Raw genomic sequence first — 22,373 nt, forward strand, 5'->3', positions numbered from 1 at the left:
TAAGTTAAACGTCAAAAGGTAGAGTTCCCGATTTGAAACCTCTACCTTTTGTTATGCCCCTACTAGATACTGTAACAGCAGATATCTAGTAGGGGCATAGTTTTTATTTCAATAGCTCACTAAAATTCACAAGTATTTTCGCTGCATGACTTCGTTTTGTCGAAGCAGCTGGTAAGAATTCACCATTACTACCTGTTACCATTCCAAACTCATATAGCATAGCGATTGCACGTTGTGTCTCCACGTTATATGTGGCGATATCCGTAAATGGCACATCATTTTTTGGAACATAAGCTTGCTTCAATTGTTGTTCATAGGCACGACTAATCATTAACGCTAATTGTGCACGACTAACGGGTTGGCCTGGGTTAAATTGTCCATTATTACCCTTTATAAGACCATAAGCATATGCAGCTGAAATTTCTTGTTGCGTCTCTGCATCATAGCTTGCGATATCTTTAAATGGCGCTTTTTCTTTTGTTGTTAAACCAAGGCTTCTTACTAACATCGTCGCCATTTGAGCGCGTGTTACATTTTGCTCTGGTTTAAACGTACCATCAGAGTAGCCCTTCATTATACCCTCCTGTGCTGCCTTTTGAATAAAATTCTTGGCCCAATGGTTTTCTGTATCTGTAAAGCCTAATGTACCCTCAGTCGTAAACTTTACTGTTGGACTTTGTACACTTTCATTGCCCGCTGCATCTACTGCTTTTACCGCAACAGTATAAGCCGTATTATGTGCTAGGTTTTCAAGCTTAATAGTCGTTTTATCAGCACTCTGTGATGAAGTTAGCTGTCCATTTACATAGATATTATAATTTGTAACCCCTATATTATCAGTTGCTGCCAGCCATTTCACCTGTACTGTGGTACTATTTTCGACATTTACTCGTATTGCAGTAGATGCATCCCATAATTTACTTGTTTTAATAATTGGTAAAAATGCTTCGTTGGCAACTGCTAAGTATCCAGCTTCACTTAAATGAATATTTTCTGGGTTTGGTAGATAGTTTGCTACATCTTTTGCAACAACCTCAAAAGTAGGGACAAATACTGCACCCGCTTTCTCTGCGGTTGTTTTAATTGACGTATTCATGACTGCTAGTAGCACTTTAAATTGTGACTGTAAATCTTCGTTGAAGTAAGGGAAAGAATTATAGTAACCCATGACGTAAACTTGCGCCTGTGGATTTAAGCTACTAATTTCTTCTAAAATAGCCGCAATATTTTTCATTGCTTCATGAGAAGCTTTTAAAATTTGTGCTGCGTTCACGCCTGTTGCAATTGACTCGTTTAAAATTGGCAATAAATCATTAGCACCAGCTGTTAGCGTTATTAACTCTGCTTCTTTAATAGACGCTCGAAGTTTTACCTGCTCACTTGTGTAACCAAAGCCGGTCACTGGTTTTTCCACATCGCTTTGTAAGTCCATCAACACATTTTTTGTTGTATAGCCTGAATAGGCAAATCCTTTGTTATAGGATGTTATCAATCCCTCTTGTTGCAAAACTTGCGCTACAAAATCTGTATAGCCCAATCCAATGACACCGACCTCATTCATACCATGTGCCAAGGAATCACCAAGCGCTACGTAATCTACTTGTTCAATCCAACTCGGTGCTATCGTATCATTCGTTTCCTGTGCACTCGCAACTACCGGAATTGTTAATTGCAACGCTAGTACACTAGCAGCTAAAAAACGGATTTTTTTTGAAAATTGCATATTCCTACTCCTCCTAACAATCTAATAGTAACTAGTTTACTAGATAAAGGATAAAAATAGGTTAAATAATTACAAGATTTTGCAATTTATCGTTGTATTGTTAGTTGTTGTTCTGCTCGATTTCAACTTTGCCATAAACACCGCCGCCACCAACAGCAATACCTAATTGACCTGTTCGTGCCAAATCAATCATTTTCGCAATTTTATGTGGCACGATTTGTTCAAGTTGTTCTACTGTAACTCGATGCAAGATAGCCATCTCTGTACCAAAAGCTTCGATTAAGCGTTCCATCGTTTTAGGCCCTAACCCCGGAATAAATTCAAGAGGTACTTGATGAATATAAGGAGGTCTCTCACGTCCATGTACTATCGGCTCTGATAATTCCTTGATACGCGTCGCAACCCCTTTTATAATTTGCTTACTGTCACAAACTGTACAGCTCGTTGCATCTGTTTTTAGCTGTTCACCACATTTTGCACATACTGTTTGATGGTATTTACCAAGCAAGGGATTTAATCCATAATTGGCAACAATGGTACGACCTTCCCATTCATGAAGCGCTTTTTTTAGTTCTGAGAAGTTTGGCTGCTTTAATCGTAGTTTTTGATATTCACGTGCTATTTTCCCGAGTGAATGTGCATCAGAATTTGTCACGAATGTATATTGTTGAAGTTCCCTTATACCACTCACCATTTCAGTATCTGAGCTTAAGCCAAGTTCAATCGCATCAATTAGCTGTGGATCAAATACTTCCATCATACTGCGATGTACGCCTTTACCAAATAAGCTTTTAAAAGGTGTAAATACGTGTGCAGGAATAAAAAGTCCTCCTATTTCATACACTTTTTGTTGCAATGTTCGACCATCACAATAAATACGTTGAGAGCTCAAATGGATATTTTTCATATGTTTATGCATCCAATCAGAAAACTCCTTCATTTTCATAAGTGTTGGAAAATAGGCCAGTACATGAATGGGACCTTGACAGTTACTATCATATATTTCAATTTCTGAGCCTGGGATAACAATGGTCTTTTGAAAACGCAGTCCCCCTTCAGCTAATTCCTCCAATTCACCTTGTTCAATCATATTCGACATTTCCTCTATTACATCAGGTGATTGACAATCAATAATCCCAATTATGTCTAACCCTTTTCTAGCACTTGCTGTCTCTAGAATACGCGCAAATGTTAAATTTCTACTACCAGTTATCTTTACTGCACGCCCACTTAGCGTACGCCCAATATGAATATGTAAATCTGCATAATACTCTTTAAACACTGCAAACCTCTCCTTTAGTAATACTTTTTAATAAAATGAAAAAACCTTACATAGCTGCAAGGCATTTTTCATAATTATGATGGATGATTATTATCAGTGCTATTAGAAGCCTGATAAGCACCCGAACCCTGTGGTGGCATTGTTGCAGAATCATACGCAACTAAAGTTACACCTATCTTCTTCTCTAGCTCATTTATTTTATCGAGCTGCTGTTGATCTAATTGAGCAAACTTAACCTCTTCCATATTTCATCACTTATCCTTTCAAAAGTAAAGTTCCCGGAAAAGTTTTGATCTATACTAAAAAACAAATGACTGATTATCAGTCATTTCCTTTGACTTCATAGCCTCTATTCCGTAACATATTAAATAAGCATTGCAAAAGCGAGGGGTTTCATATGTCAAAAGAAGAAAAAATTATTCAAGCCGCTATTGAAGTATTTCGTGAAAAAGGGATTGAAAAAGCGAAAGTATCCGATATCGTAAAAGCTGCTGGGATTGCACAAGGTACATTCTATCTTTACTTTCCATCACGTCTATCCGTAATGCCAGCTATTGCAAAAGTCATGGTCGAAAAAATTATTGCTGCAATTGAACAAGGTGTTCATGGGCAAGAATCATTTGAACAACAACTTGAAAAGGTAATAAATATTGTCTTTTCGTTAACGGAAGAATATCGAGATGTCTTTGCTCTAATTTATGCGGGTATTACGCAGACCGAGCATATGAAAGAATGGGAAAATATCTATGCACCGTATTATGCATGGATGAACAATTTCTTATCATCGGCACAAAAACAGGGTATTATACGTGATTCTTTAAATACAACACGCTCCACGAAGCTTATTATTGGTTTAGTAGAATCGGCAGCTGAACAGATATACTTGTATGATGACAGTGAGGATGCAACCATTAGACTCCAAAAGCTTGAACTTCTTGATTTTTTACACCATGCTCTCGGCTTACGTCACAAATAGTGACGTTCTCTTTTACAATATAATTGACTGATTGTCAGTCATGGAATTCACATAAGAAAGGAATTTAATTATGCAAAAAGATTGGGTTTATGTTGGGTTAACGAGTTTATTTGAATTATTTTGGATATTTGGCTTTAATATAGCAAGTTCTTGGTGGCATTGGATTATTATTGTATCCCTGATTGCTCTTGATTTTCATTTTCTCTCCAAGGCTTGTGAAAACCTCCCTACCGGCACTGTCTATGCAATTTTTGCTGGAGCAGGGACAATCGGTACGACTCTTATGGACGTTTTTATTTTTGATGGTGAATTTAATTCTATAAAGGCAATCTTTATGTTTATTTTAGTTCTTGGTGTTATTGGGCTTAAGTTGGCCGATAATTCACCAACAGATAAGGATACAAAGAAAGGGGCAAAAGCATAATGGGTTGGTTACTAGTTTTATTAGCATCTATTGCAGAAATTGTTGGTGTCATAGGTTTACGTTTCTATAGTCAGAAAAAAACTGTACGTGATTTCTTATTATATATTGGCGGTTTTGGTCTGTCATTCGCTCTTTTATATGCCTCCTTTAACTATTTACAGTTAAGTATTGCCTATGTTGTCTGGATTGGCATTGGTACGGTTGGTGCAGTAGTTGTTAATATTATTTTTTTCGGGGAATCTAAAAACTTTACCCGAATCATTAGCATTATTGCCATTATCATTGGTGTAGCTGGTTTAAAAGCAGTAGCATAAAGCTATAATAGACATTATTACTTTTTCATATTTCAATGGCATCAGCTTCAGTCCATTATGTTGTTAACTATGGGGGAAAAATAAACACATTACACATTGAGGATGTCAGTTACCCACTAGTTTTGTATGTGATAGAAGGTAGCATTATAAAAGGACTGAAGGTATGGCTTATTTATTACAGGTTGACTTTACAATGGACGGACCTTTTGGCGTAGAGATGGCTGAGGGTTTGCAAAATTTAGCAAGAAGTATTAATGATGAAGAAGGTTTCATCTGGAAAATATGGACCGAGGATGCAACGACCAAACAAGCTGGTGGCGTCTACTTATTCGATTCGAAGGAAAGTGCTGAAAAATATTTAACTATGCATTCTGCTCGTTTAACTAGCTTCGGCATTACTAATATTCGTGGCAAAATTTTTGAAGTTAATGAAACATTATCTACAATTAACCACGGTCCAATTCAAAAATAAAAAGTAAAAATGGACGTTTCTCAAATAAATTGGGAAATGTCCATTTTTCATTTTTTTGACGTCATGCATCTTGCTTTTATAACATGTTCCTATGTACATGCTAACATAATTTCGCTTCAAGTATTTTAAATAGAAGGTTCTTTCAAAGTTTTTTTTGTGAATTGTTCAGACACATATGTTAAATAAGGTTTGCCCGTCAAATGGTGGATTTGAATATCTGCATATACACCAAATACTTCCCGTAGTAAAGCTGGTGTGAGCACTTCTTCTGGAGTTCCGTGACAAACAATTCTACCCTGCTGTAAAACATAAATATAATCACAATACATTGCGGCGATGTTTAAATCGTGTAGCGCAGCCACTACAGTCAAATGTAAAGTTTGAATTAAATCCATTAGTTGTAATTGATGCTGAATGTCTAAATGATTCGTTGGTTCATCTAGGATAATCACTTGTGCTTGCTGAGCAAGAGCACGTGCAACCATCACTCGTTTTTTTTCACCTCCTGAAAGAGAGCTAAAGCTACGCGTTTCTAAATGGTCAATGCCCGTTTGGAATAAGGCTTCTCTAACAATTTTAAAGTCATCTTCATGGTCAAGTTCAAATAATTTTTTGTGTGGAGTTCTTCCCATACTAACCAAATCTCGTACTTGAAAATCGAATAATACTGGTGTTTCCTGACTAACTACAGCTAAATTTTTAGCAATGGATTTACTCGACTGCTTTAAAATATCTTTCTCGTTCAGTAAAACCGTCCCGCTTTCTGGCTTTAATAGACGATACATATTTTTTAAGAGTGTGGATTTCCCACTTCCATTCGGACCAATTAAGCCGACAAACTGCTTCTCCTTTATTCGGATACTCACTTCATGTAAAATTCGCTGATCATGCATGGAGAACGATACTTGTTTTGCTTCTAATGTCATATTTTCTAATCTCCTTCACCGAAAGAATAATTGTTACGACGCAGTAACCAAATGAAAAAAGGTCCTCCACAAAATGCAGTAATAATACCAATTGGCATTTCCTCTGGTGCAATTAGTATTCGAGCAAGTGCATCTGCCCAAACCAAGAAAATTGCTCCCAATAAAGCACTAATCGGGATAACGTATTTATAATTTGAGCCTACGATTAACCGTACGATATGCGGAATAATCAAACCAACAAAGCCAATTGCGCCGCTTACTGCAACTAGTACGCCGGTAAGTAAAGAAACTAGAAGAACAAGTTGTATTCGGAATTGTTGTAAATTAACCCCTAAGGTTACTGCTGCTTCTTCTCCAAGTAGTAACAAATTTAAATTTCGATAATGGAGCCAAAGCAAGACAAATACAATGACAAAAATAACCATCGGGATGAGAAGGTTACTCCATTTCGCTCCTGCAAGGCTGCCTAGCATCCAATACATGACTGCCTTCATGCCCCCCTCTTGCTTCGACATCATTAATATAAAGTTCGAAGTGGCAGATAAAATAAAGGATACCGCCATTCCTGCCAGTAATAAACGAAAAATAGAAATACGCCCGCCAACACGCGACAAGAAAAACACTAATACAATCGCGATTAATGAGCCTAAAAAAGCTGAGATAGATAGAGCGTATATGCCAAAAAATGAAAAAGCGCCTAAAATTATAACGGCTGTCGCACCAACAGTTGCACCTGATGAAACTCCTAAAATATACGGATCTGCAATAGAATTACGAACAAGTGCCTGAATGGCAGCACCTGCTATGGCTAATCCTCCGCCAACGATTGCGGCGAGTAAAACACGTGGCACACGAATTTGCCAAATGATAATTTCTTGAGAGCGACTCCAATCTTGCTCTATCCAATTTTGGACGAATGGTATTTTTGAAAAGATAACTTTCCATACGTACAACGGTGTAATAGAAACAGAACCTATCATGATGGCGAATGTAATGGAGATGATGAGCAATAGAAGGAGCAGCATAGAAAGCAAGATAAATTTTTTATTTGGGCGTACTGTCTGTTTATTCATCTGTTTATTAACTCCTAGTCAAAAAATGATAGATGGGAAGCAATAAAAAAGGGTATTCTACGCAAAAAATTTGCATAGAAATACCCTGGAATAAACAAAAGTAAGAAATGTATCCTTCAATTGTCCGTAATTGCTTGCATCCTCGTGGGCATTACAGGTAAAAACTAATTGGCAGGTCTCCTGGCTTCGATTCATCGTTGCTATGATAGCCTTCCCATGTTGAACAGTGGCTTATATATCATAGAACTCCTCGTTACAGTTGCGGGACAGCGTCGGATTTCCACCGACTTCCCTTTTAAGTGATGCTTTAGGGGCATCACACCAATAGTATCTGAAATATTAAAATTATGACGATTCTAACATACATAATTATTGTAGTCTATACATATTTTTTCTTTTTGACATATTTAGGCTATGAATTTTCTAACTTATTAACAGCAGTTGTGTTAACTTAATAAAATATAAAGTTGACACAAAGTTTTTATTTTCTTAAAATATCACTATCAACTTTACTAAATTGGGGTGAAATTATGACAACAGTAGCACAACATTCACAACACAAATTAACAACATTCGATCTTGCGTACATCGGCTTATTTTCCACATTAATGATGGTTGGTGCCAATATTACTTCCTTTGCACCTTTCATGGTAGTTGGTAGCTTACCTATCACTTTACAAACGTTTTTTGCTATTTTAGCAGGACTTATTCTCGGTAGTAGAAAAGGGGCACTTGCCTGTACCGTCTATATGTTGATTGGTTTAGCCGGGGCACCTGTATTTGCCCGTTTCGGTGGAGGCTTTGGACAAATCTTAAGCCCTACATTTGGCTTTATCCTAACCTTTATTTTAGTAGCCTTTATAGCAGGGCTTATAATTGAAAAAAGCGCTACGAAGAAGAGCTATGTCATAGCTGCTCTAATTGCTACATGTATTAATTATTTTCTGGGTACAAATTGGATGTATTTTGCTTACAAGCTATGGGCTAGTGCACCTGAAGGTTTCACTTACAAAATAGCCTGGCTTTGGATGATGCCTCCGTTACCAAAGGATATGATCTTAGCAGTATTCGCTGGTATTTTCGCATATCGTGTACAAAAAGTGCTTCGGATTTTTCCTGTAAAATAATCCGAAGCCTATATCGATAAAAACGCCGCTTCTTTAGCTTATGAGCGGAGTTTTTTTTTAGTATAGATATGACCATGGGTATCTTATGTCTGTAAAGGCAACTGCCTTCATCCATAGTTTCTGCACATTTATTTGCTACATTTATAGCAAATGAAGAAGGAGGAATTGGATATGAAAAGACCAAGAATTTGGCATGGAGGCTTACTAACGGTAGTTGCTGTTTTGGCATTATCCGCATGCTCTAAAGAAGTAGCAGATACAGAAAAAGACGCCCCTGCTGAACAGCATACTGAAATGGATCATTCTTCGATGAATCATTCCAGTTCTGGTGAAGTACCAGCAACTTTGAAAAATGCAGAAAACCCAATGTATCCGGTTGGTAGCACGGCTATTATTAAGGATGGACATATGGAAGGTATGAAAGGAGCAGAAGCAACGATTGTTGGTGCTTATGATACAACTGCTTACATTATTTCGTATGAACCTACTACAGGCGGCCAACGCGTGGAGAATCACAAATGGGTCATTCATGAGGAATTATTCAATCCCGGGAGCGCACCATTAGCACCTGGAACAGAAGTAAAAACGGATGCATCCCATATGGAGGGCATGGAAAATGCAACAGTACGTATCGATGAGGCACAGCAAACAACGGTTTATATGATTGATTATGTTTCAACAACCAATAATGATGTAGTAAAAAATCACAAATGGGTTACTGAAGAGGAACTCACAAAAAAATAAAAAGATGTAGGGGCTGTCTAAAAAGTCCTTCAAACAATAAAATCCCCTTTTCTATATGGTAAAAATTCGCTTCGCTTTCCGTGGGCAAGGCATGAGCTGCACCGGGGCAACAAATGTGTTTTATGTGCGAAAGTGAAACGTCAGCCACAAATGTGTTTTATGTGCGAAAGTGGAACGTCAACAATAGGATGTTGGTCACGAAGGCGTTGTCATAGAACGTGACGACTTTAGTCTTCGTGCCACTTGTCGCTCCCTGCACTTGTCTCATGCTCTTGCTTTTCTTACTCCTGTCGCTACGTTCACTCATGCTATCGTCGCAAATGACTGCTCCTGTTGCAAATACGATTCGTTAGGAGTCTACGCGTTTTTTAGCTTTCATCAAAAAATGGATACTTTAAACATATTATTTTTACTTTTAGCTATGATTCTAAGATTTTCTGTAGTCATGAAAGCAAACATACTTTTATTTAGTGGTTTCAGTCTGCCTTATTTGTCCTCAACCGTCTGAATCAATGGATTTTTGCCATTTGTAGCCGATTCCCCACACGGTTTGCAAGTAATTATCGGCTGGAAAACCGTTTTTTCTTAATTTCTCACGCAAATTACGCACATGCGAATCAATTGTTCGATCTTCAATCGAGACATTAAATCCCCACACGGTATTTATTAGATGCTCTCTAGAAAATACCTTATTTTGGTATTCAAGAAATAATGCTATCATAGAAAACTCTTTTGGTGTTAAAGAAATTTCTTCCTGTTGAAAATGCACTTCAAAGGACTCTTTATTTAACCGTAATCCCTCAAATATTATTTCATGACCCACAGGTTTAGTTCTTCTTAATACTGCATGTATACGTGCAAGTAATTCTTCCTCGTCGAAAGGTTTTAGAATGTAGTCATCTGCCCCAAGATTTAAACCTTTTACAACATCAGCCTGTTCCCCTTTTGCTGTTAGCATAATAATCGGTACATCCCAATACTTCCTAATTTCCTGACATACTTGCCAGCCGTCCATTTCTGGCATCATGATATCCAGCAATACTAAATCCACATGTTGTTCTTCTAAATAGCATAACGCCTGGTGGACAGCAGACATTGTAATACAATGAAAGCTAGGCTCTAGATAGAGTGCTAATAAGTCCAGCATTCTCGGTTCATCATCGATTAATAAGATTGTTGTCATTCGTTCCTACTCCCTTAAACAATAATTCAAAAGTAGTTCCCTTGGTTTCTACACTATGAACTGTGACTTCTCCACCGTGTGCATGTACGAGCTCTTTAACAATAGCAAGGCCGATACCTGAACCTCCTAACGCACGGGTACGTGATTTTTCTACCCTATAAAAACGATCAAAAATAAATGGAAGGTCTATCTTAGGAATGCCTCTTCCCGTATCTTCAATTTGTATTCGTAATGTTTGGTTGAGTCGTTTAACAGTTACGGTTGTTGTATCACCAGCAGCACAATAGGCCAAAGCATTATTTAGTAAATTCATAATAATTTGTTCAAGCCTTGAAGAATCGGCCATTAAAGTTAACCTTTCTTCACATTGCACTGTAAAATGTATCTGTTTTTCCTGAAAAGCTGGACTAAGTTTCACCTCAATATTTGCGAAAAACTCGGTCATATCAAGAGGTTCCTTCGTTACGATAAAGGAGTTTTCATCCATCTTTGCTAAATCGAATAAGTCTCGTATTAAACGAGCAAGCCGATTGGTTTCTTCTATAATGATTGCTAAATACTGATGTTGAGCTTCTTCCGTTAAATCACGTTTATAGAGGATGTCGGTATAGCCCTTAATGAATGTTAAAGGCGTTCTTAGCTCATGCGCTATACTGGATAGAAAATCTTTTCTTTCCTGTCTCAAGTGATTTAATTCCTCTGATAATTTCTGAATCGCATTGGATAAATCACTGAGCTCGTCTTGGCCGTTTGTATTTAGAGCTACTGTAAAGTCACCTTTACTCAGTTTCAGGGTAGCTTCTTTCATTTGAATTAACGGATAAGCAAGTTTCCTAGATAATATAATAATGATAATGATGGTTACCAATCCAGAGACAATCCCAACTATTAAAAAATGCTTATTTAGTCGCTCCATTAAAGCGTGGATTGACTCAGTGTTTTGAAACATAAAGACATAACCAATCGTTGTTTGGTCTTTTTGAATCGGGCTGATTGTGGCTATGAAGGCCTCTCTTTCCCAATTATCTTCTAAAATAAGTCCCATGTAAGGAATCGATTTCTTTAAATTCGTGAAGTAATCTTCCGTTTCAGGGTGGAATTGCGAATTGGCCAGTACTTTCCCATCCTTATCAGTTATAACTACATCCGTCCTTGCTTCTGATTCCATTAATGCTACATGAGAAAGTGTTTCCAAATCGAAATTTTGTTCTAATATTGCTCTATGTGAATTCCCTCTTGCTTGTAAACTATCTAGTTCTTCCTCAACCCTTGAATTGGTTAGAGAAACATGTAAAAAAAACATCATGAACGACTCAATGCAAAATAATGTGACAAAAAAAATAATACCAAGCTTTAGTGAAAGTTTACTCATCGCTTACCGCCATAGTTTGAATTTCATAAAATTATAACGTTAAAGTTTGAAGATTTCATGCAGAAACAATTACATAGTCTTTATTTAAATAAAAAAGATGATTCTCATTAAGAGAAATCATCCTTTTATTTTAAACGTATTTTGGCATCCAGTTTAAGAAGTTTTCGATAACTTGGTCAAGGAATTGAACAGTACCTGCATCTGTTAAATTGCCTTCGGCATCAAATTTTGTGTGTACAGCCCCAATATATACATCATTACCACCAAATAATGGTGAGTTTATGCCTGGTGAGAATAAAATATCACGTAAATGTAATTGTGCTTTGACAGTACCTAAGTTACCCATAGAAGCACCCATTATGAAGGATGGTTTGCCAATCATTACTTTGTCTACACGAGATAACCAGTCAATCGCATTCACCATAACACCCGGTACTGTACCGTTATATTCCGGTGTTACCCAAAGGACTGCATCTGCCGCTTTTACTTTTGCTTTAAAATCTAAAACAGTTTGTGGTGCTTCGTTTTCAATATCTTGGTCGTACATAGGTAAATCACGTAAGCTTAATACTTCAAGCTCTAGTTTTTCTGTATAACGTTTCTGAATAAATTTTGCTAATTGCATATTATATGATTCTTTACGGATACTACCTACGATTGCTACTACTTTCATGATGTTCCTCCTATATTTACATTACTTTTATTATTTGTTAAGCTATTTTATTTTATACCGCACTAATAATAAGTTGCAAATTCTTCCACTGGTTTACGATAGCCACGTAAGCGACGACTACTTTCTTTTTCTTTGCCGATTGTAATCATTAGGGCAATTTCATGTGTTTCAGGCACATTGAACAAAGCACGCATTTTTTCTTGATCAAAACCAATCATCGGACATGTATCCCAGCCACGATTTTTTGCAGCCAACATGAATAACATAGCTGAAAGAGACGCATTTCGAATCGCATCCTCCTTCATAAAATCATCGCCACGTTCCTCATAAAAATTCGTATTATCATTAATGAGACTTTCTAGTTCATAATCAGTAATAATACCTAAATCAACCATCCCTTGGCTAATATGGGCCGTTTGTTTATAGGCTTCTTTATCTCCTAATACTAAAATGACGCCTGAAGCTGAATGCACCTTATATTGACCAAATGCCGCCTCGCGTACTTTTTCTTTCATTTCCTCATCCAATACAATGATATATTCTGCATGCTGTAAATTAAATGCTGATGGCGCAAGCTTTACATCCTCTAAAATTGGACGAATATCATCCTCGGTCATGTGAACCCCTTGGATAAAATTGTTTGCCGAACGACGTTTGTCAATTAGCTTTGTAAATTCCACTTATACGACCCCCAAATATAAAATCTTCATTCATATTCTTTATCGAATGAAATCGTGCTTCTTACAGTATCAATTGGACGTACTAGCCCTTCAATTTGTGCACGTTTAGGTTCTAAGAAAGGTGGCAATGACAATTTTTCACCTAGTGTTTCGTATGGCTCGTCGCCCATAAAACCTGGTCCATCTGTTGCCCATTCAAATAAGATTTGTGGTGCAACGCGCGCATAAAGAGATTCAAAGAAGTGACGGTTTACATAACCAGATGTATGGAAGCCAAAACCCTCTAGACGTTCTGTCCATTCATCTAAAACGGCACGATCTGCGACACGGAAGGCAGCATGGTGTACTGTCCCAAAGCCTTGACGTGCTTCTGGTAATACAGTGTTATATTCTACAACAATTTGCGCACCGTTACCGCCCTCGCCAACCTCGAACAAGTGGTAGTCACCTTCTTCTGCAATCTCTGTGAAGAGCATTACTTTTTCAAGCATTTCTTTAAAATATTTAAAATCAGCAACACGCACAAATACTGGACCTAAGCCTGTAATGGCATATTCAAGTGGAATCGGACCAGCTTGCCACGGTGTGCCTGATACTACACCTGTGTTGTTTTCATCAGAAATAAGTTGGTATTGTTGGTCATCAAAATCAACAAAAGATAATGTTCGCTTACCAAATTGCTCTTTAATGCCTGTATGCTTAACTTTCAGTCTATCGAATCGTTTTAGCCAATAATCTAATGCTACATCAGTTGGCACTCGGAAAGATGTTTTTGATATTTCATTTGTTCCATGGACACCTTTTGGAATATTTGGGAAGTCAAATAATGTCATATCTGTACCTGCACTACCTTTATCATCTGCAAAAAATAAATGATACGTTTGAATATCATCCTGATTGACAGTTTTCTTTACTAAACGCATACCTAATACATACGTAAAAAATTTGTAATTTTCTTCGGCACTACTTGTAATTGCTGTAACATGGTGAATACCTTTTAAATGATTCATACTATTAACTCCTCCTATTTATCTCGATTTCGAGATATGTGTGTAAAAAAATTTATTTTTTAGCGGCGTTAAGGCCAACTTTTTTTAGTAACAGGGTCATTGTTTCCACTTCATGTTGATCTAATACTTCAAAAATTTCATTTATAATCTGCTCATGCTGCGGAAAAATTCTATCTATCAATATCTGTCCTTCATATGTTAATAATGCATAGGTGACGCGACGATCCCTTGGACATGCACGACGAGCAACAAAGCCTTTCTGCTCAAGTTTATCAATAACATAGGTAATACTACTGCTAGCTATTAATATTTTCTTGCCAATGACTTGAATCGGCTGTTCGCCATAATGGTACAAAAACTCAAGCACCCCAAACTCTGTTTGATTTAAGTCATATTGAAGTAAATCCTTCTTTGTCGCATCTTGCACTGCTTGATAAGCTCGGAACATGACCGTAAATGCTTTTAGATTACGATTGTCTTCCTTCATACGACTCCCTCTCTTCATTTATCTCGAATTTTAATATCTTTAATTCGAGATAATAATAACATATAAATTACCAAACATCAACCAATTTACCTTCTCTTATACTTTCTACAATATGTTTGCTAAATTTCCTCGCGGGTAGAAGATAATTGAAACTTATAAAGGAGGATTCTACATTGGTAAAAGAAATGAATAACAAACAACAGCAGTTAGAAGCATTCCGAGTAAGTGATGAAGGACAAGCTTTAACAACCAATCAAGGATTAAAAATGGCAGAAGACGAACATTCCCTGAAAGCAGGGGATCGTGGTCCTACCCTACTGGAAGATTTTCATTTCCGTGAAAAAATGACCCATTTTGATCATGAACGTATTCCTGAAAGAGTAGTCCATGCTCGTGGCTCAGCTGCACATGGCACTTTTGAAACATATGAATGTGCGAGTGATATTACCAAAGCACAGTTTTTAAATGGCAAAGGCACAAAAACACCTGTATTTGTTCGTTTTTCAACAGTGGCAGGCTCTAGGGGTTCTGCAGATACTGTACGTGATGCACGTGGTTTTGCAACAAAATTTTATACGCAAGAAGGCAATTATGATTTAGTCGGTAATAATATTCCCGTATTTTTCATCCAAGATGCCATTAAATTCCCTGATTTTATTCACGCAGTAAAGCCAGAACCAAATAATGAAATTCCACAAGCGCAAAGTGCCCATGATACATTCTGGGATTTTATCGCTAATAATCAAGAGTCTGCGCATATGGTCATGTGGCATATGTCAGATCGTTCAATACCACGAAGTTACCGCATGATGGAGGGCTTCGGTGTTAATACGTATCGATTTATCAATAAAGAAGGCAAAGCCCATTTTGTAAAATTTCATTGGAAACCGCTATTAGGCATTAAATCTCTTGTGTGGGATGAAGCACAAATTATTGCAGGTAAAGATCCTGATTTTCACCGTCGAGATTTATGGGAAGCAATAGAACGAGGGGACTATCCGGAATACGAGCTAGGTGTACAGCTTATCCCTGAGGAAGATGAATTTAACTTTAGTTTCGATATACTTGATGCTACAAAGTTATGGCCAGAAGAAGAAGTACCTGTGCGTATTCTTGGAAAAATGACGCTCAACAAAAACGTTGATAATTTCTTCGCTGAAACAGAACAAGCAGCATTTCATGTTGGCCATGTAGTACCAGGTATTGATTTCTCAAATGATCCTTTGCTACAAGGTCGTTTATTCTCTTATACAGACACACAGTTGATAAGACTTGGTGGTCCAAACTTCCATGAAATCCCTATAAATAAACCTACCTGCCCTTTCCATAATAATCAGCGTGATGGCTATGGTCGCCAAACCATAAACGTTGGACAAGTTAGCTATCATAAAAATTCGTTAGCTAATAACACGCCTCGGCCTGTCCCAGTAGAAGAAGGTGGTTATGCCCATTATGAAGAAAAGGTGGATGGACATAAAGTACGTGCCCGTAGCGACAGCTTTAAAGACCATTTTTCACAAGCAAGACTTTTCTGGCTCAGTATGACCGATATTGAGAAAAAACATATTATAGATGCCTTTAGCTTTGAAGTAGGTAAAGTAAAAAATAAAACTATACGTAGACAGGTAGTTGATATGTTTGCCCATGTAAGTCACACACTTGCCACTAATCTAGCAGAAAATGTTGGTTTGGCTCTTCCGCAAAAAGTAGAAGTACCCAACATTCAGCAAACATCTCCAGCAGTTAGCCAAGAGCTAAATTCTGTAGATAGTGTGAAAACACGTAAGGTCGCGATTCTCGTATCTGAAAACTCCGCCCACAATTTAGATGAAATATTGACTTCTTTAACGAAAGAACATATTATTGTTGAACTTATAAGTACGAAACAAGGGATGTATCAACATCACGAAATTAACCAAACATTTGCTACGGCGACTTCCGTGTTATATGACGGTGTTTATGTTACTACACCTTTTGCAGATGCTAATGATCAAAATAAAGCACTACATTTTATACAAGAAGCCTTTGATCATTCTAAAACAATAGGCTATACCGAAAATGTCTCATATTTGCAAGCAATAGCGAATAAAAACGGTGTTACGAATTCACCAGAGTCCTTTATGCAAGCATTAGCAAAGCATCGTCATTGGGTTCGTTAATAAACAGAGAGCCAGTTACCCGCAAGTAAGCGGTGGCTGGCTCTTACTTTACGTATCCTTTAAAAAAGTAAAAAAAGAAAAAGTCCCCTATACAGATTTATGCATAAGGAACATTTTCTTTATTTACTTTATTTGTTTAAATTCCTTTTCTGTGCCATCAGCAAACTCCACTTCGACTTCAATGGATTGAAAATCGTCTGCAATGCCAAACACTGAAATTACCTGTTCAATCACTTTATCATTGGGTGTTGTCGAATCAAATGTTAACTGTTTAAATAATGGCTCTAACTTTGTATAAGCCTCATCACCTTGAAGCTTTTCATTGTTTCGATCATCCTTTAACTTTGCTTCGATGCCCGATTTTTTATTTTCGAATTCTACTTCATAAGACTCTGTTGCAGAATAATCAACATCCAATGAAAACTCTAGAAAGTTAAACTCCGTTAGCTCAGTGGCATTTTCATTCACTTGTTGCGTAGTATTTTGCTCAGTAGGAGCATTAGCTGGTACATTTTTCACCTCATCCTTATTACAACCATACAGCACTCCTGCTAGTAATAGCGCTGCTAATAAAAACTTAAAACTTCCCATCACACACACTCCTTTCTATCATTATTATTCCCAAATAGAGAGCAAACAAACCTAAAAGAGCATCTCCTCAAATGAGGGGACGCCCTTTCAGCTAAACCGTATTCATCTAGTGCATAAAGTTACATTAATAATAGTAATTACGACTACTATTGTTGTCGTGCAGTGCACGTGCTAAGCGAATTGTAGAAACTGCTAAATCAGCATATGTCACTTTTTCAGTAGCATTAAAGTTATTTTGCTGCGCATCAATTAACCCCATTGCACTTGTTAAAGCTACAAAGCCAGCGTACTTTGGATCGATAGTGCCTGCATCAGCAAAGTTTAACTTATAAATATCGCTATGCTTTGCAGCATTTTCTAAACGTAATGCACGGATATACCATTCTGCAAGCTCTTGACGAGTCAATGTTGCATCAACTGCAAATTGCTCAGCTGGTTGTAAAATGCCCATAGTTACAGCTTGTTCAACTATTGCATACAATGGATGTTTACTATCTATGTTATTGAAGGATTGCTTACCTCCCTCTTCACCATATGAACCAAAGTAGCCATATGTCATAGATTTCAGCATAATTTTCAATGCCTCTCCCTTTGTCACGGCTGTATCCGCATTAAAGCTCGCTGGATCTTTAACTTCTAACACATTTTGGTTCAATAAGTAATTCAACTCATCAGCAGCAGTTGGGTGAGAAATTACTGGTTGTTCTTTTGATTCTTCTATACTATTTAGCCATTCTCCAGTAATGGCATCAATTTGATTGAATAAATTACCACCAAAAGTTGGGGAATACACTAAATTAAAGTGCTGTTTATCCTCACTATCTTGCTTAGCATATTGGAGCTGTAACTTAAGTGCCTCACTATAGGAAGCTTTGGCTTTATCAGCTGCAATAGCCTTGCTTGCAGTTGGCCAATTCTCAATCTTTTGCTGATTAATCGATAAAGAACCTAATGAACCATCTGCACCAATCGTTACATACAATTCATCGCCAACAACTGCAATACCATTTACAACACGTGGGAAGGAGAAGTGATATTGTTTACTATATTGATCTAATACAACATCATCAATTGGTTTCGAATATTCATGCACATAGGATGGCGCCCATTCCTTTAAGTATTCGATAGCCTTCGCCAATGCTGCATCCTTAGAAATAGTAGTTTCTTTATCATCTGTCTTTGTGAATTCTCTACGTATATCATGGTACTGTAAAATTTCACCTGTTGCTTTATTAATTTCAAATGATGAACCTGAACCACCATTATCATACATGTACGAATAACCTACAGAGTAAATAGTCTCGCCATTTTCATTTTCTCTTTCATCAACCATTTCAATCTGTAGCTTTGCTTTGTCAGGATCGATTTTCAAGAAAGATTTTGCAAATTCTTCAACTTCTGCAATCGTCATGCCACTCTTTCTCGGTGCAAGTGGTTGTGATGAAAGCTTTTCTACGCTTTTCGTCTTTGGCACATTTGAAGAGAAGCCATTTGCTGTTTGCCACTGACCTGTTAAAGCATGTACGCCGTTGAAACCTGAAGCTGGCATATAGACAAGTTTTACATTACGGTCGCCTGTTTGATAGTTATAATCAATAAAGTAACGTAGTTCTACTGCCAAATTATCACGAACTTGTGCCAGTATATCTGCCTCATTTTTTTTCTGTTCTAAACCATCGAATGTGGCCTTAGTAATAGACTCTGTATTACGATACATACCAGTAATTTCTCCATTACCTAGCACATCAATAGAGACTTGCTGATCGCTAATCGGCACACCACTATGTGTTGGCGAATAAACGAACGAGTAAGAAATGGGCTGTGATAACGGTCTATTTATATTAATATCATAGCCAAAACCGAAGCCATCATCTCTCAGTTTGTAGCTCGCCGTATTCGGGAATTTGTTTAGGAAATCCTGTGCAATTTTTTGTGCCTCAGCCTCTGAATACTTTGCAGGGTACACAGCATCCGCTATATTAGCAGGTTGATAATGGAAATTTTCTAATTCTAAATCGTCTCCCTTAAAGGTAAAACTACCATAAACATCTTTACCATTGATTGTTTTGTAGAAGCTTAATTCGTAACGAATTGTCGTATCATCTCTAAAGAAATGTCCACGTCCCGTTTGAAAATCATTATCTGTTACGAAATTAAACTTATCGGGAAATATTGTACGCAATTGCTTAATAAGCGTGCTTTTTGTAACATTTGTCTCCGTTGAAGCTACTTGAATCTCAATTCTCTCTGGTGATTCCTTTCCATTTGCAGAAGCTTGTGCAATTGGTGAAAGCACACCAACAGAAAATGCAGTAGACGTTAGAATAATTCCTAACTTTTTAAATTTACCCAAAATATCCCTCCTAAAATACTATTTACCATAATTATATACTACATTACCAAAATTGGGAATGTTATTTACAGATTATTTCCACATTGAAGAAAATAGATTGGGTATCTATCGAGTAAAAGTGATATCTATAATTCCTCATTTCTTCACCACGTCAAAATTTGAGCCAATTAATAACCAGTTTTGTGGGAAAGGTAGGCCTAGTTTCCAATAACCAATCCCACGAAGCTTGTACTGTTTGATTAAATTGAACTTTGCTTGTATAGATCTTGCATCTTCAAACCACACAATATGTGCTCTCCCCTGTTCATCGTAATATTCAAAGAAAGGCGCTTGCGCCCTCCAATCAAATTGTATGGCTGCATTATATTTTTTTGCTATTTCAATGGCCCTTTGTGGGCTAACTGCCTCTGCAATTGGACCTCCTTGTACAAAAGGCAATGTCCAGTCATAACCATATAAGTTCTGCCCGAGCAATACTTTATTTGCGGGTATCTCGCTTACTGCATATTTTACGACTGCCTCTACCTCCGGAAGTGGTGATACAGCCATTGGAGGTCCCGCAGAATAGCCCCATTCATACGTCATGAGCAAGACAAAGTCCACAATTTCGCCATGTGCTTTGTAGTCATGCGCAACACCCCATGGACCCTGCTGAGCGGCACTCGTTTTCGGAGCAAGTGCTGTAGAAACCGTATAGCCCTCTGCATGGAACCGCTCCACTGCTCTTCTTAAAAAATTGTTGTATGCTTCTCGTTGGTCACCTGGTAAATTTTCGAAATCAAAATGAATATCCTTAATGCTACCTACCCGCTGTGCTTCTTTTATAATGTTATCAAAAAGTAAATCTTGTACTGCTGTGCTTTGGAAAATATCCTTTGCTAACTCGCCACTAAACCGGAAATCTTCTAGGTTAGAGATAACCATCGCCAAAGATGCCCCTGTATCATGGGTAATCTCTGTCACACCTTGGCTTGGTGGCACCTTTAGTGACCCGTCTCTCCTTACCTCATAACTAAATAATGCAAGGTACGTTAAATAAGGGCCCGCTTCCCTAGCTTGACTCAATAGTGCTTCACTTACAGATGTACCTCTAGGCTCTAAATATGCTAATGTTTCAGCCCTCGTTTTCGGAGCTGGCGGAATATAAAGTCGCATACCAATTGATAAAGGCTGATTTGCACTAATGCCGTTTACCTGTGCTAGCGTTAAATAATTGATGCCAAAGCGTTGGCCAATTGTCCATAAACTATCTCCAGGCTGCACATAATAAAAACTCCCCACAATTGGAATCACAAGTGCTTGCCCAATGACTAATCTGTTAGGTTCAGGGATTTGATTGGCGTCTACAATACTCTGAACCGTTGTCCCATATGCTTGCGCAATACCCCATATGGACTCTCCTGCCCGTACAACATGTATTTGAATGTGCTTGCCTCCTTCTTAGTGTGGTGAAATCATACCTATAAAGCTTATGAAATGGTAAAGGAAAACATGTCATTGTAAAACACACATAGTTAGCCATATAAAAAAGGTCCAACGCTTATTGGAACTGACCCCAAAAGTATAGACAAATAAAAAAAGCATCTTCGATTGAATTCGGGTTTAGATACCTAAACTTCAATTAGGAGGTGTTTTTTCTATGGGAACAAGAGTGAGTTATCCATACGAAGTAAAAATGAAGGCTATTGAGATGCGATTGGCTGGTATACCAACGAAGCAGGTTTTAATTGAATTAAATATAAGGCATAAAACACAAGTGGAAACATGGATGCGTTGGTATAGAAACGGAGAAATACACCGATTTGAACAACCTGTAGGTAAACAATATACCTTTGGTAAAGGTCCTGAATATGAGAATGAACAAACAAAATTAGTAATGGAGAACCGTTATTTAAAGCAACAAATTGAGGTTTTAAAAAAGTACGCAGAGTTGGAGAGGAAGTGGTTGGAGAAGTAGCTGTACAGTTAGTAGAGACGCTAAAAGAAACGTTGTGCGTGAAGGATATATGTGCACATTTAGGAATTGCACGATCTACCTACTATCGTTGGAAACAGGCATCTGCGGATGCAAGGTCTCGTCAGGCGATTGAACGACATATTGGAGAACTCTGTCGTGCGCATAAATTCCGATATGGTTATCGGAAAATTACTGCACTCTTACGCCAAGAAATACGCGTGAATCATAAAGTCGTGCAACGTATCATGCAAAAATATGGTTGGCAGTGTCGAGTAAAAGTAAAAAAACGGAAACAAACTGGACAACCCTACTATATCGCAGATAATTTATTGAACCGTAATTTTGAGGCAACTGCACCTTTACAAAAGCTCGTTACCGATATTACTTACTTGCCATTTGGTCAGAAACAATTGTATCTTTCAAGTATTCAAGATTTATATAATGGCGAGATTATCGCCTACTCGATTGGTGATTGCCAAGATACTGATTTTGTGTTGAATACCTTATCCCAACTAGGTACTTTACCCGATGGGTGTACACTACACAGTGACCAAGGTTCGGTGTACACGTCTTATCGATATCAACAGGCCGTAAAAGGGAAAGGCATTATCATGAGCATGTCCCGTAAAGGTACGCCCGCTGACAATGCCCCAATTGAATCATTTCATTCTGCATTAAAGTCTGAAACATTTTACTTAGACAATTTAAGGCGTACTACGACGGCAATCGTAGAACAAACTGTCAAAGACTATGTAAAGTATTATAACTATATCCGAATACAAGCGAAACTAAACAACCAGTCGCCGGTACAATATCGACAACTGGTTGGGTAAATGCTTTTTTGATC

The 22,373-nt window shown here is 37.6% G+C and carries 22 protein-coding genes and 1 riboswitch; of the genes, 8 read left to right on the forward strand and 14 right to left on the reverse strand.

The annotated features are described in order from the left end of the window. Window positions 1-103: 103 nt before the first annotated feature. From C9J31_RS20865 to C9J31_RS20875, 3 genes are all read right to left on the reverse strand, one after another. On the reverse strand, window positions 104-1,723 hold the full coding sequence (locus C9J31_RS20865) for an S-layer homology domain-containing protein (RefSeq protein ID WP_107951403.1): 1,620 nt from the start codon (window positions 1,721-1,723) through the stop codon (window positions 104-106). Window positions 1,724-1,823: 100 nt separating this feature from the next. Further along, entirely contained in the window at window positions 1,824-3,005 is a 1,182-nt protein-coding gene (locus C9J31_RS20870; RefSeq protein ID WP_107951402.1) for an endonuclease Q family protein, read from the reverse strand. Window positions 3,006-3,079: 74 nt separating this feature from the next. Next, entirely contained in the window at window positions 3,080-3,250 is a 171-nt protein-coding gene (locus C9J31_RS20875; protein ID WP_193767177.1) for a hypothetical protein, read from the reverse strand. A gap of 152 nt (window positions 3,251-3,402) precedes the next feature. Between C9J31_RS20875 and C9J31_RS20880 the strand changes: the two genes are divergently transcribed. The 4 genes from C9J31_RS20880 (at window position 3,403) to C9J31_RS20895 (ending at window position 5,191) form a co-directional block, all read left to right on the forward strand. Then, window positions 3,403-3,981, forward strand: coding sequence for a TetR/AcrR family transcriptional regulator (locus C9J31_RS20880; RefSeq protein WP_107951401.1), 579 nt, complete (start codon window positions 3,403-3,405; stop codon window positions 3,979-3,981). A 70-nt stretch (window positions 3,982-4,051) separates the two neighbouring features. Beyond that, window positions 4,052-4,405, forward strand: coding sequence for a DMT family transporter (locus C9J31_RS20885; RefSeq protein WP_107951400.1), 354 nt, complete (start codon window positions 4,052-4,054; stop codon window positions 4,403-4,405). Beyond that, window positions 4,405-4,719 carry a DMT family transporter gene (locus C9J31_RS20890; RefSeq protein ID WP_107925534.1) on the forward strand — a complete coding sequence of 105 codons (315 nt, stop codon included), beginning with the start codon at window positions 4,405-4,407 and terminating at the stop codon, window positions 4,717-4,719. The genes C9J31_RS20885 and C9J31_RS20890 overlap by 1 nt, the downstream gene beginning before the upstream one ends. 163 nt (window positions 4,720-4,882) lie before the next feature. After that, on the forward strand, window positions 4,883-5,191 hold the full coding sequence (locus C9J31_RS20895) for a monooxygenase (protein WP_107951399.1): 309 nt from the start codon (window positions 4,883-4,885) through the stop codon (window positions 5,189-5,191). Between the two features lie 125 nt (window positions 5,192-5,316). On the opposite strand, the gene C9J31_RS20900 is transcribed toward C9J31_RS20895, so the two are convergent. After that, the gene (locus C9J31_RS20900) at window positions 5,317-6,117 is read right to left on the reverse strand and encodes an ABC transporter ATP-binding protein (RefSeq protein WP_107951398.1); all 801 of its coding nucleotides are present in this window, start codon (window positions 6,115-6,117) and stop codon (window positions 5,317-5,319) included. A gap of 5 nt (window positions 6,118-6,122) precedes the next feature. Further along, the gene (locus C9J31_RS20905; RefSeq protein WP_107951397.1) at window positions 6,123-7,190 is read right to left on the reverse strand and encodes a FecCD family ABC transporter permease; all 1,068 of its coding nucleotides are present in this window, start codon (window positions 7,188-7,190) and stop codon (window positions 6,123-6,125) included. 153 nt (window positions 7,191-7,343) lie between these two features. Beyond that, window positions 7,344-7,531, reverse strand: a riboswitch (cobalamin riboswitch). A 189-nt stretch (window positions 7,532-7,720) separates the two neighbouring features. Here C9J31_RS20905 and C9J31_RS20910 point away from each other — a divergent pair. Beyond that, on the forward strand, window positions 7,721-8,317 hold the full coding sequence (locus C9J31_RS20910; protein WP_107951396.1) for a biotin transporter BioY: 597 nt from the start codon (window positions 7,721-7,723) through the stop codon (window positions 8,315-8,317). A gap of 171 nt (window positions 8,318-8,488) precedes the next feature. Then, complete coding sequence (locus tag C9J31_RS20915) at window positions 8,489-9,061, forward strand: YdhK family protein (protein WP_107951395.1); 573 nt, start codon at window positions 8,489-8,491, stop codon at window positions 9,059-9,061. Between the two features lie 496 nt (window positions 9,062-9,557). Here the strand turns inward: C9J31_RS20915 and C9J31_RS20920 are convergent, their stop codons facing one another. From C9J31_RS20920 to C9J31_RS20945, 6 genes are all read right to left on the reverse strand, one after another. After that, the gene (locus C9J31_RS20920) at window positions 9,558-10,244 is read right to left on the reverse strand and encodes a response regulator transcription factor (RefSeq protein ID WP_107951394.1); all 687 of its coding nucleotides are present in this window, start codon (window positions 10,242-10,244) and stop codon (window positions 9,558-9,560) included. Next, window positions 10,219-11,616: a HAMP domain-containing sensor histidine kinase gene (locus tag C9J31_RS20925; protein ID WP_107951393.1), complete on the reverse strand. Its 1,398-nt coding sequence runs from the start codon at window positions 11,614-11,616 to the stop codon at window positions 10,219-10,221. The genes C9J31_RS20920 and C9J31_RS20925 overlap by 26 nt, the downstream gene beginning before the upstream one ends. A gap of 130 nt (window positions 11,617-11,746) precedes the next feature. Next, window positions 11,747-12,289, reverse strand: coding sequence for an NADPH-dependent FMN reductase (locus C9J31_RS20930; RefSeq protein ID WP_054768351.1), 543 nt, complete (start codon window positions 12,287-12,289; stop codon window positions 11,747-11,749). Between the two features lie 62 nt (window positions 12,290-12,351). Then, window positions 12,352-12,969 carry a nitroreductase family protein gene (locus C9J31_RS20935; protein WP_107951392.1) on the reverse strand — a complete coding sequence of 206 codons (618 nt, stop codon included), beginning with the start codon at window positions 12,967-12,969 and terminating at the stop codon, window positions 12,352-12,354. A gap of 26 nt (window positions 12,970-12,995) precedes the next feature. Beyond that, entirely contained in the window at window positions 12,996-13,979 is a 984-nt protein-coding gene (locus C9J31_RS20940) for a ring-cleaving dioxygenase (RefSeq protein WP_107951391.1), read from the reverse strand. A 52-nt stretch (window positions 13,980-14,031) separates the two neighbouring features. After that, window positions 14,032-14,466 carry a MarR family winged helix-turn-helix transcriptional regulator gene (locus tag C9J31_RS20945; protein WP_107925520.1) on the reverse strand — a complete coding sequence of 145 codons (435 nt, stop codon included), beginning with the start codon at window positions 14,464-14,466 and terminating at the stop codon, window positions 14,032-14,034. Between the two features lie 185 nt (window positions 14,467-14,651). Between C9J31_RS20945 and C9J31_RS20950 the strand changes: the two genes are divergently transcribed. Beyond that, on the forward strand, window positions 14,652-16,625 hold the full coding sequence (locus C9J31_RS20950) for a catalase (protein WP_420798452.1): 1,974 nt from the start codon (window positions 14,652-14,654) through the stop codon (window positions 16,623-16,625). Window positions 16,626-16,748: 123 nt separating this feature from the next. Here the strand turns inward: C9J31_RS20950 and C9J31_RS20955 are convergent, their stop codons facing one another. From C9J31_RS20955 to C9J31_RS20965, 3 genes are all read right to left on the reverse strand, one after another. Further along, window positions 16,749-17,216 carry a YusW family protein gene (locus tag C9J31_RS20955; RefSeq protein WP_107925516.1) on the reverse strand — a complete coding sequence of 156 codons (468 nt, stop codon included), beginning with the start codon at window positions 17,214-17,216 and terminating at the stop codon, window positions 16,749-16,751. A 124-nt stretch (window positions 17,217-17,340) separates the two neighbouring features. Continuing rightward, window positions 17,341-19,569 (reverse strand): YcdB/YcdC domain-containing protein, encoded by a 2,229-nt coding sequence (locus tag C9J31_RS20960; protein WP_107951389.1) that lies wholly within the window; start codon window positions 19,567-19,569, stop codon window positions 17,341-17,343. A 135-nt stretch (window positions 19,570-19,704) separates the two neighbouring features. Beyond that, on the reverse strand, window positions 19,705-20,994 hold the full coding sequence (locus C9J31_RS20965) for a glycoside hydrolase family 18 protein (protein ID WP_107951388.1): 1,290 nt from the start codon (window positions 20,992-20,994) through the stop codon (window positions 19,705-19,707). A 214-nt stretch (window positions 20,995-21,208) separates the two neighbouring features. Between C9J31_RS20965 and C9J31_RS20970 the strand changes: the two genes are divergently transcribed. After that, window positions 21,209-22,359, forward strand: a protein-coding gene (locus tag C9J31_RS20970; protein WP_211634924.1) for an IS3 family transposase whose coding sequence is annotated in 2 segments (ribosomal slippage) — window positions 21,209-21,482 and window positions 21,482-22,359 — 1,152 coding nt in all. Because the reading frame shifts where the segments join, the coding sequence is not laid out codon by codon here. Window positions 22,360-22,373: the final 14 nt, after the last annotated feature.

Source organism: Lysinibacillus parviboronicapiens, assembly GCF_003049605.2.
Taxonomy (GTDB): Bacteria; Bacillota; Bacilli; order Bacillales_A; family Planococcaceae; genus Lysinibacillus; species Lysinibacillus parviboronicapiens.

Bases quoted from the DNA above. Each gene is read 5' to 3' on its own strand.
- C9J31_RS20865 (WP_107951403.1), bottom strand. From the start codon at position 1,723: ATGCAATTTTCAAAAAAAATCCGTTTTTTAGCTGCTAGTGTACTAGCG.
- C9J31_RS20875 (WP_193767177.1), bottom strand. From the start codon at position 3,250: ATGGAAGAGGTTAAGTTTGCTCAATTAGATCAACAGCAGCTCGATAAA.
- C9J31_RS20880 (WP_107951401.1), top strand. From the start codon at position 3,403: ATGTCAAAAGAAGAAAAAATTATTCAAGCCGCTATTGAAGTATTTCGT.
- C9J31_RS20885 (WP_107951400.1), top strand. From the start codon at position 4,052: ATGCAAAAAGATTGGGTTTATGTTGGGTTAACGAGTTTATTTGAATTA.
- C9J31_RS20890 (WP_107925534.1), top strand. From the start codon at position 4,405: ATGGGTTGGTTACTAGTTTTATTAGCATCTATTGCAGAAATTGTTGGT.
- C9J31_RS20895 (WP_107951399.1), top strand. From the start codon at position 4,883: ATGGCTTATTTATTACAGGTTGACTTTACAATGGACGGACCTTTTGGC.
- C9J31_RS20900 (WP_107951398.1), bottom strand. From the start codon at position 6,117: ATGACATTAGAAGCAAAACAAGTATCGTTCTCCATGCATGATCAGCGA.
- C9J31_RS20905 (WP_107951397.1), bottom strand. From the start codon at position 7,190: ATGAATAAACAGACAGTACGCCCAAATAAAAAATTTATCTTGCTTTCT.
- C9J31_RS20910 (WP_107951396.1), top strand. From the start codon at position 7,721: ATGACAACAGTAGCACAACATTCACAACACAAATTAACAACATTCGAT.
- C9J31_RS20915 (WP_107951395.1), top strand. From the start codon at position 8,489: ATGAAAAGACCAAGAATTTGGCATGGAGGCTTACTAACGGTAGTTGCT.
- C9J31_RS20920 (WP_107951394.1), bottom strand. From the start codon at position 10,244: ATGACAACAATCTTATTAATCGATGATGAACCGAGAATGCTGGACTTA.
- C9J31_RS20925 (WP_107951393.1), bottom strand. From the start codon at position 11,616: ATGAGTAAACTTTCACTAAAGCTTGGTATTATTTTTTTTGTCACATTA.
- C9J31_RS20930 (WP_054768351.1), bottom strand. From the start codon at position 12,289: ATGAAAGTAGTAGCAATCGTAGGTAGTATCCGTAAAGAATCATATAAT.
- C9J31_RS20940 (WP_107951391.1), bottom strand. From the start codon at position 13,979: ATGAATCATTTAAAAGGTATTCACCATGTTACAGCAATTACAAGTAGT.
- C9J31_RS20945 (WP_107925520.1), bottom strand. From the start codon at position 14,466: ATGAAGGAAGACAATCGTAATCTAAAAGCATTTACGGTCATGTTCCGA.
- C9J31_RS20950 (WP_420798452.1), top strand. From the start codon at position 14,652: ATGAATAACAAACAACAGCAGTTAGAAGCATTCCGAGTAAGTGATGAA.
- C9J31_RS20955 (WP_107925516.1), bottom strand. From the start codon at position 17,216: ATGGGAAGTTTTAAGTTTTTATTAGCAGCGCTATTACTAGCAGGAGTG.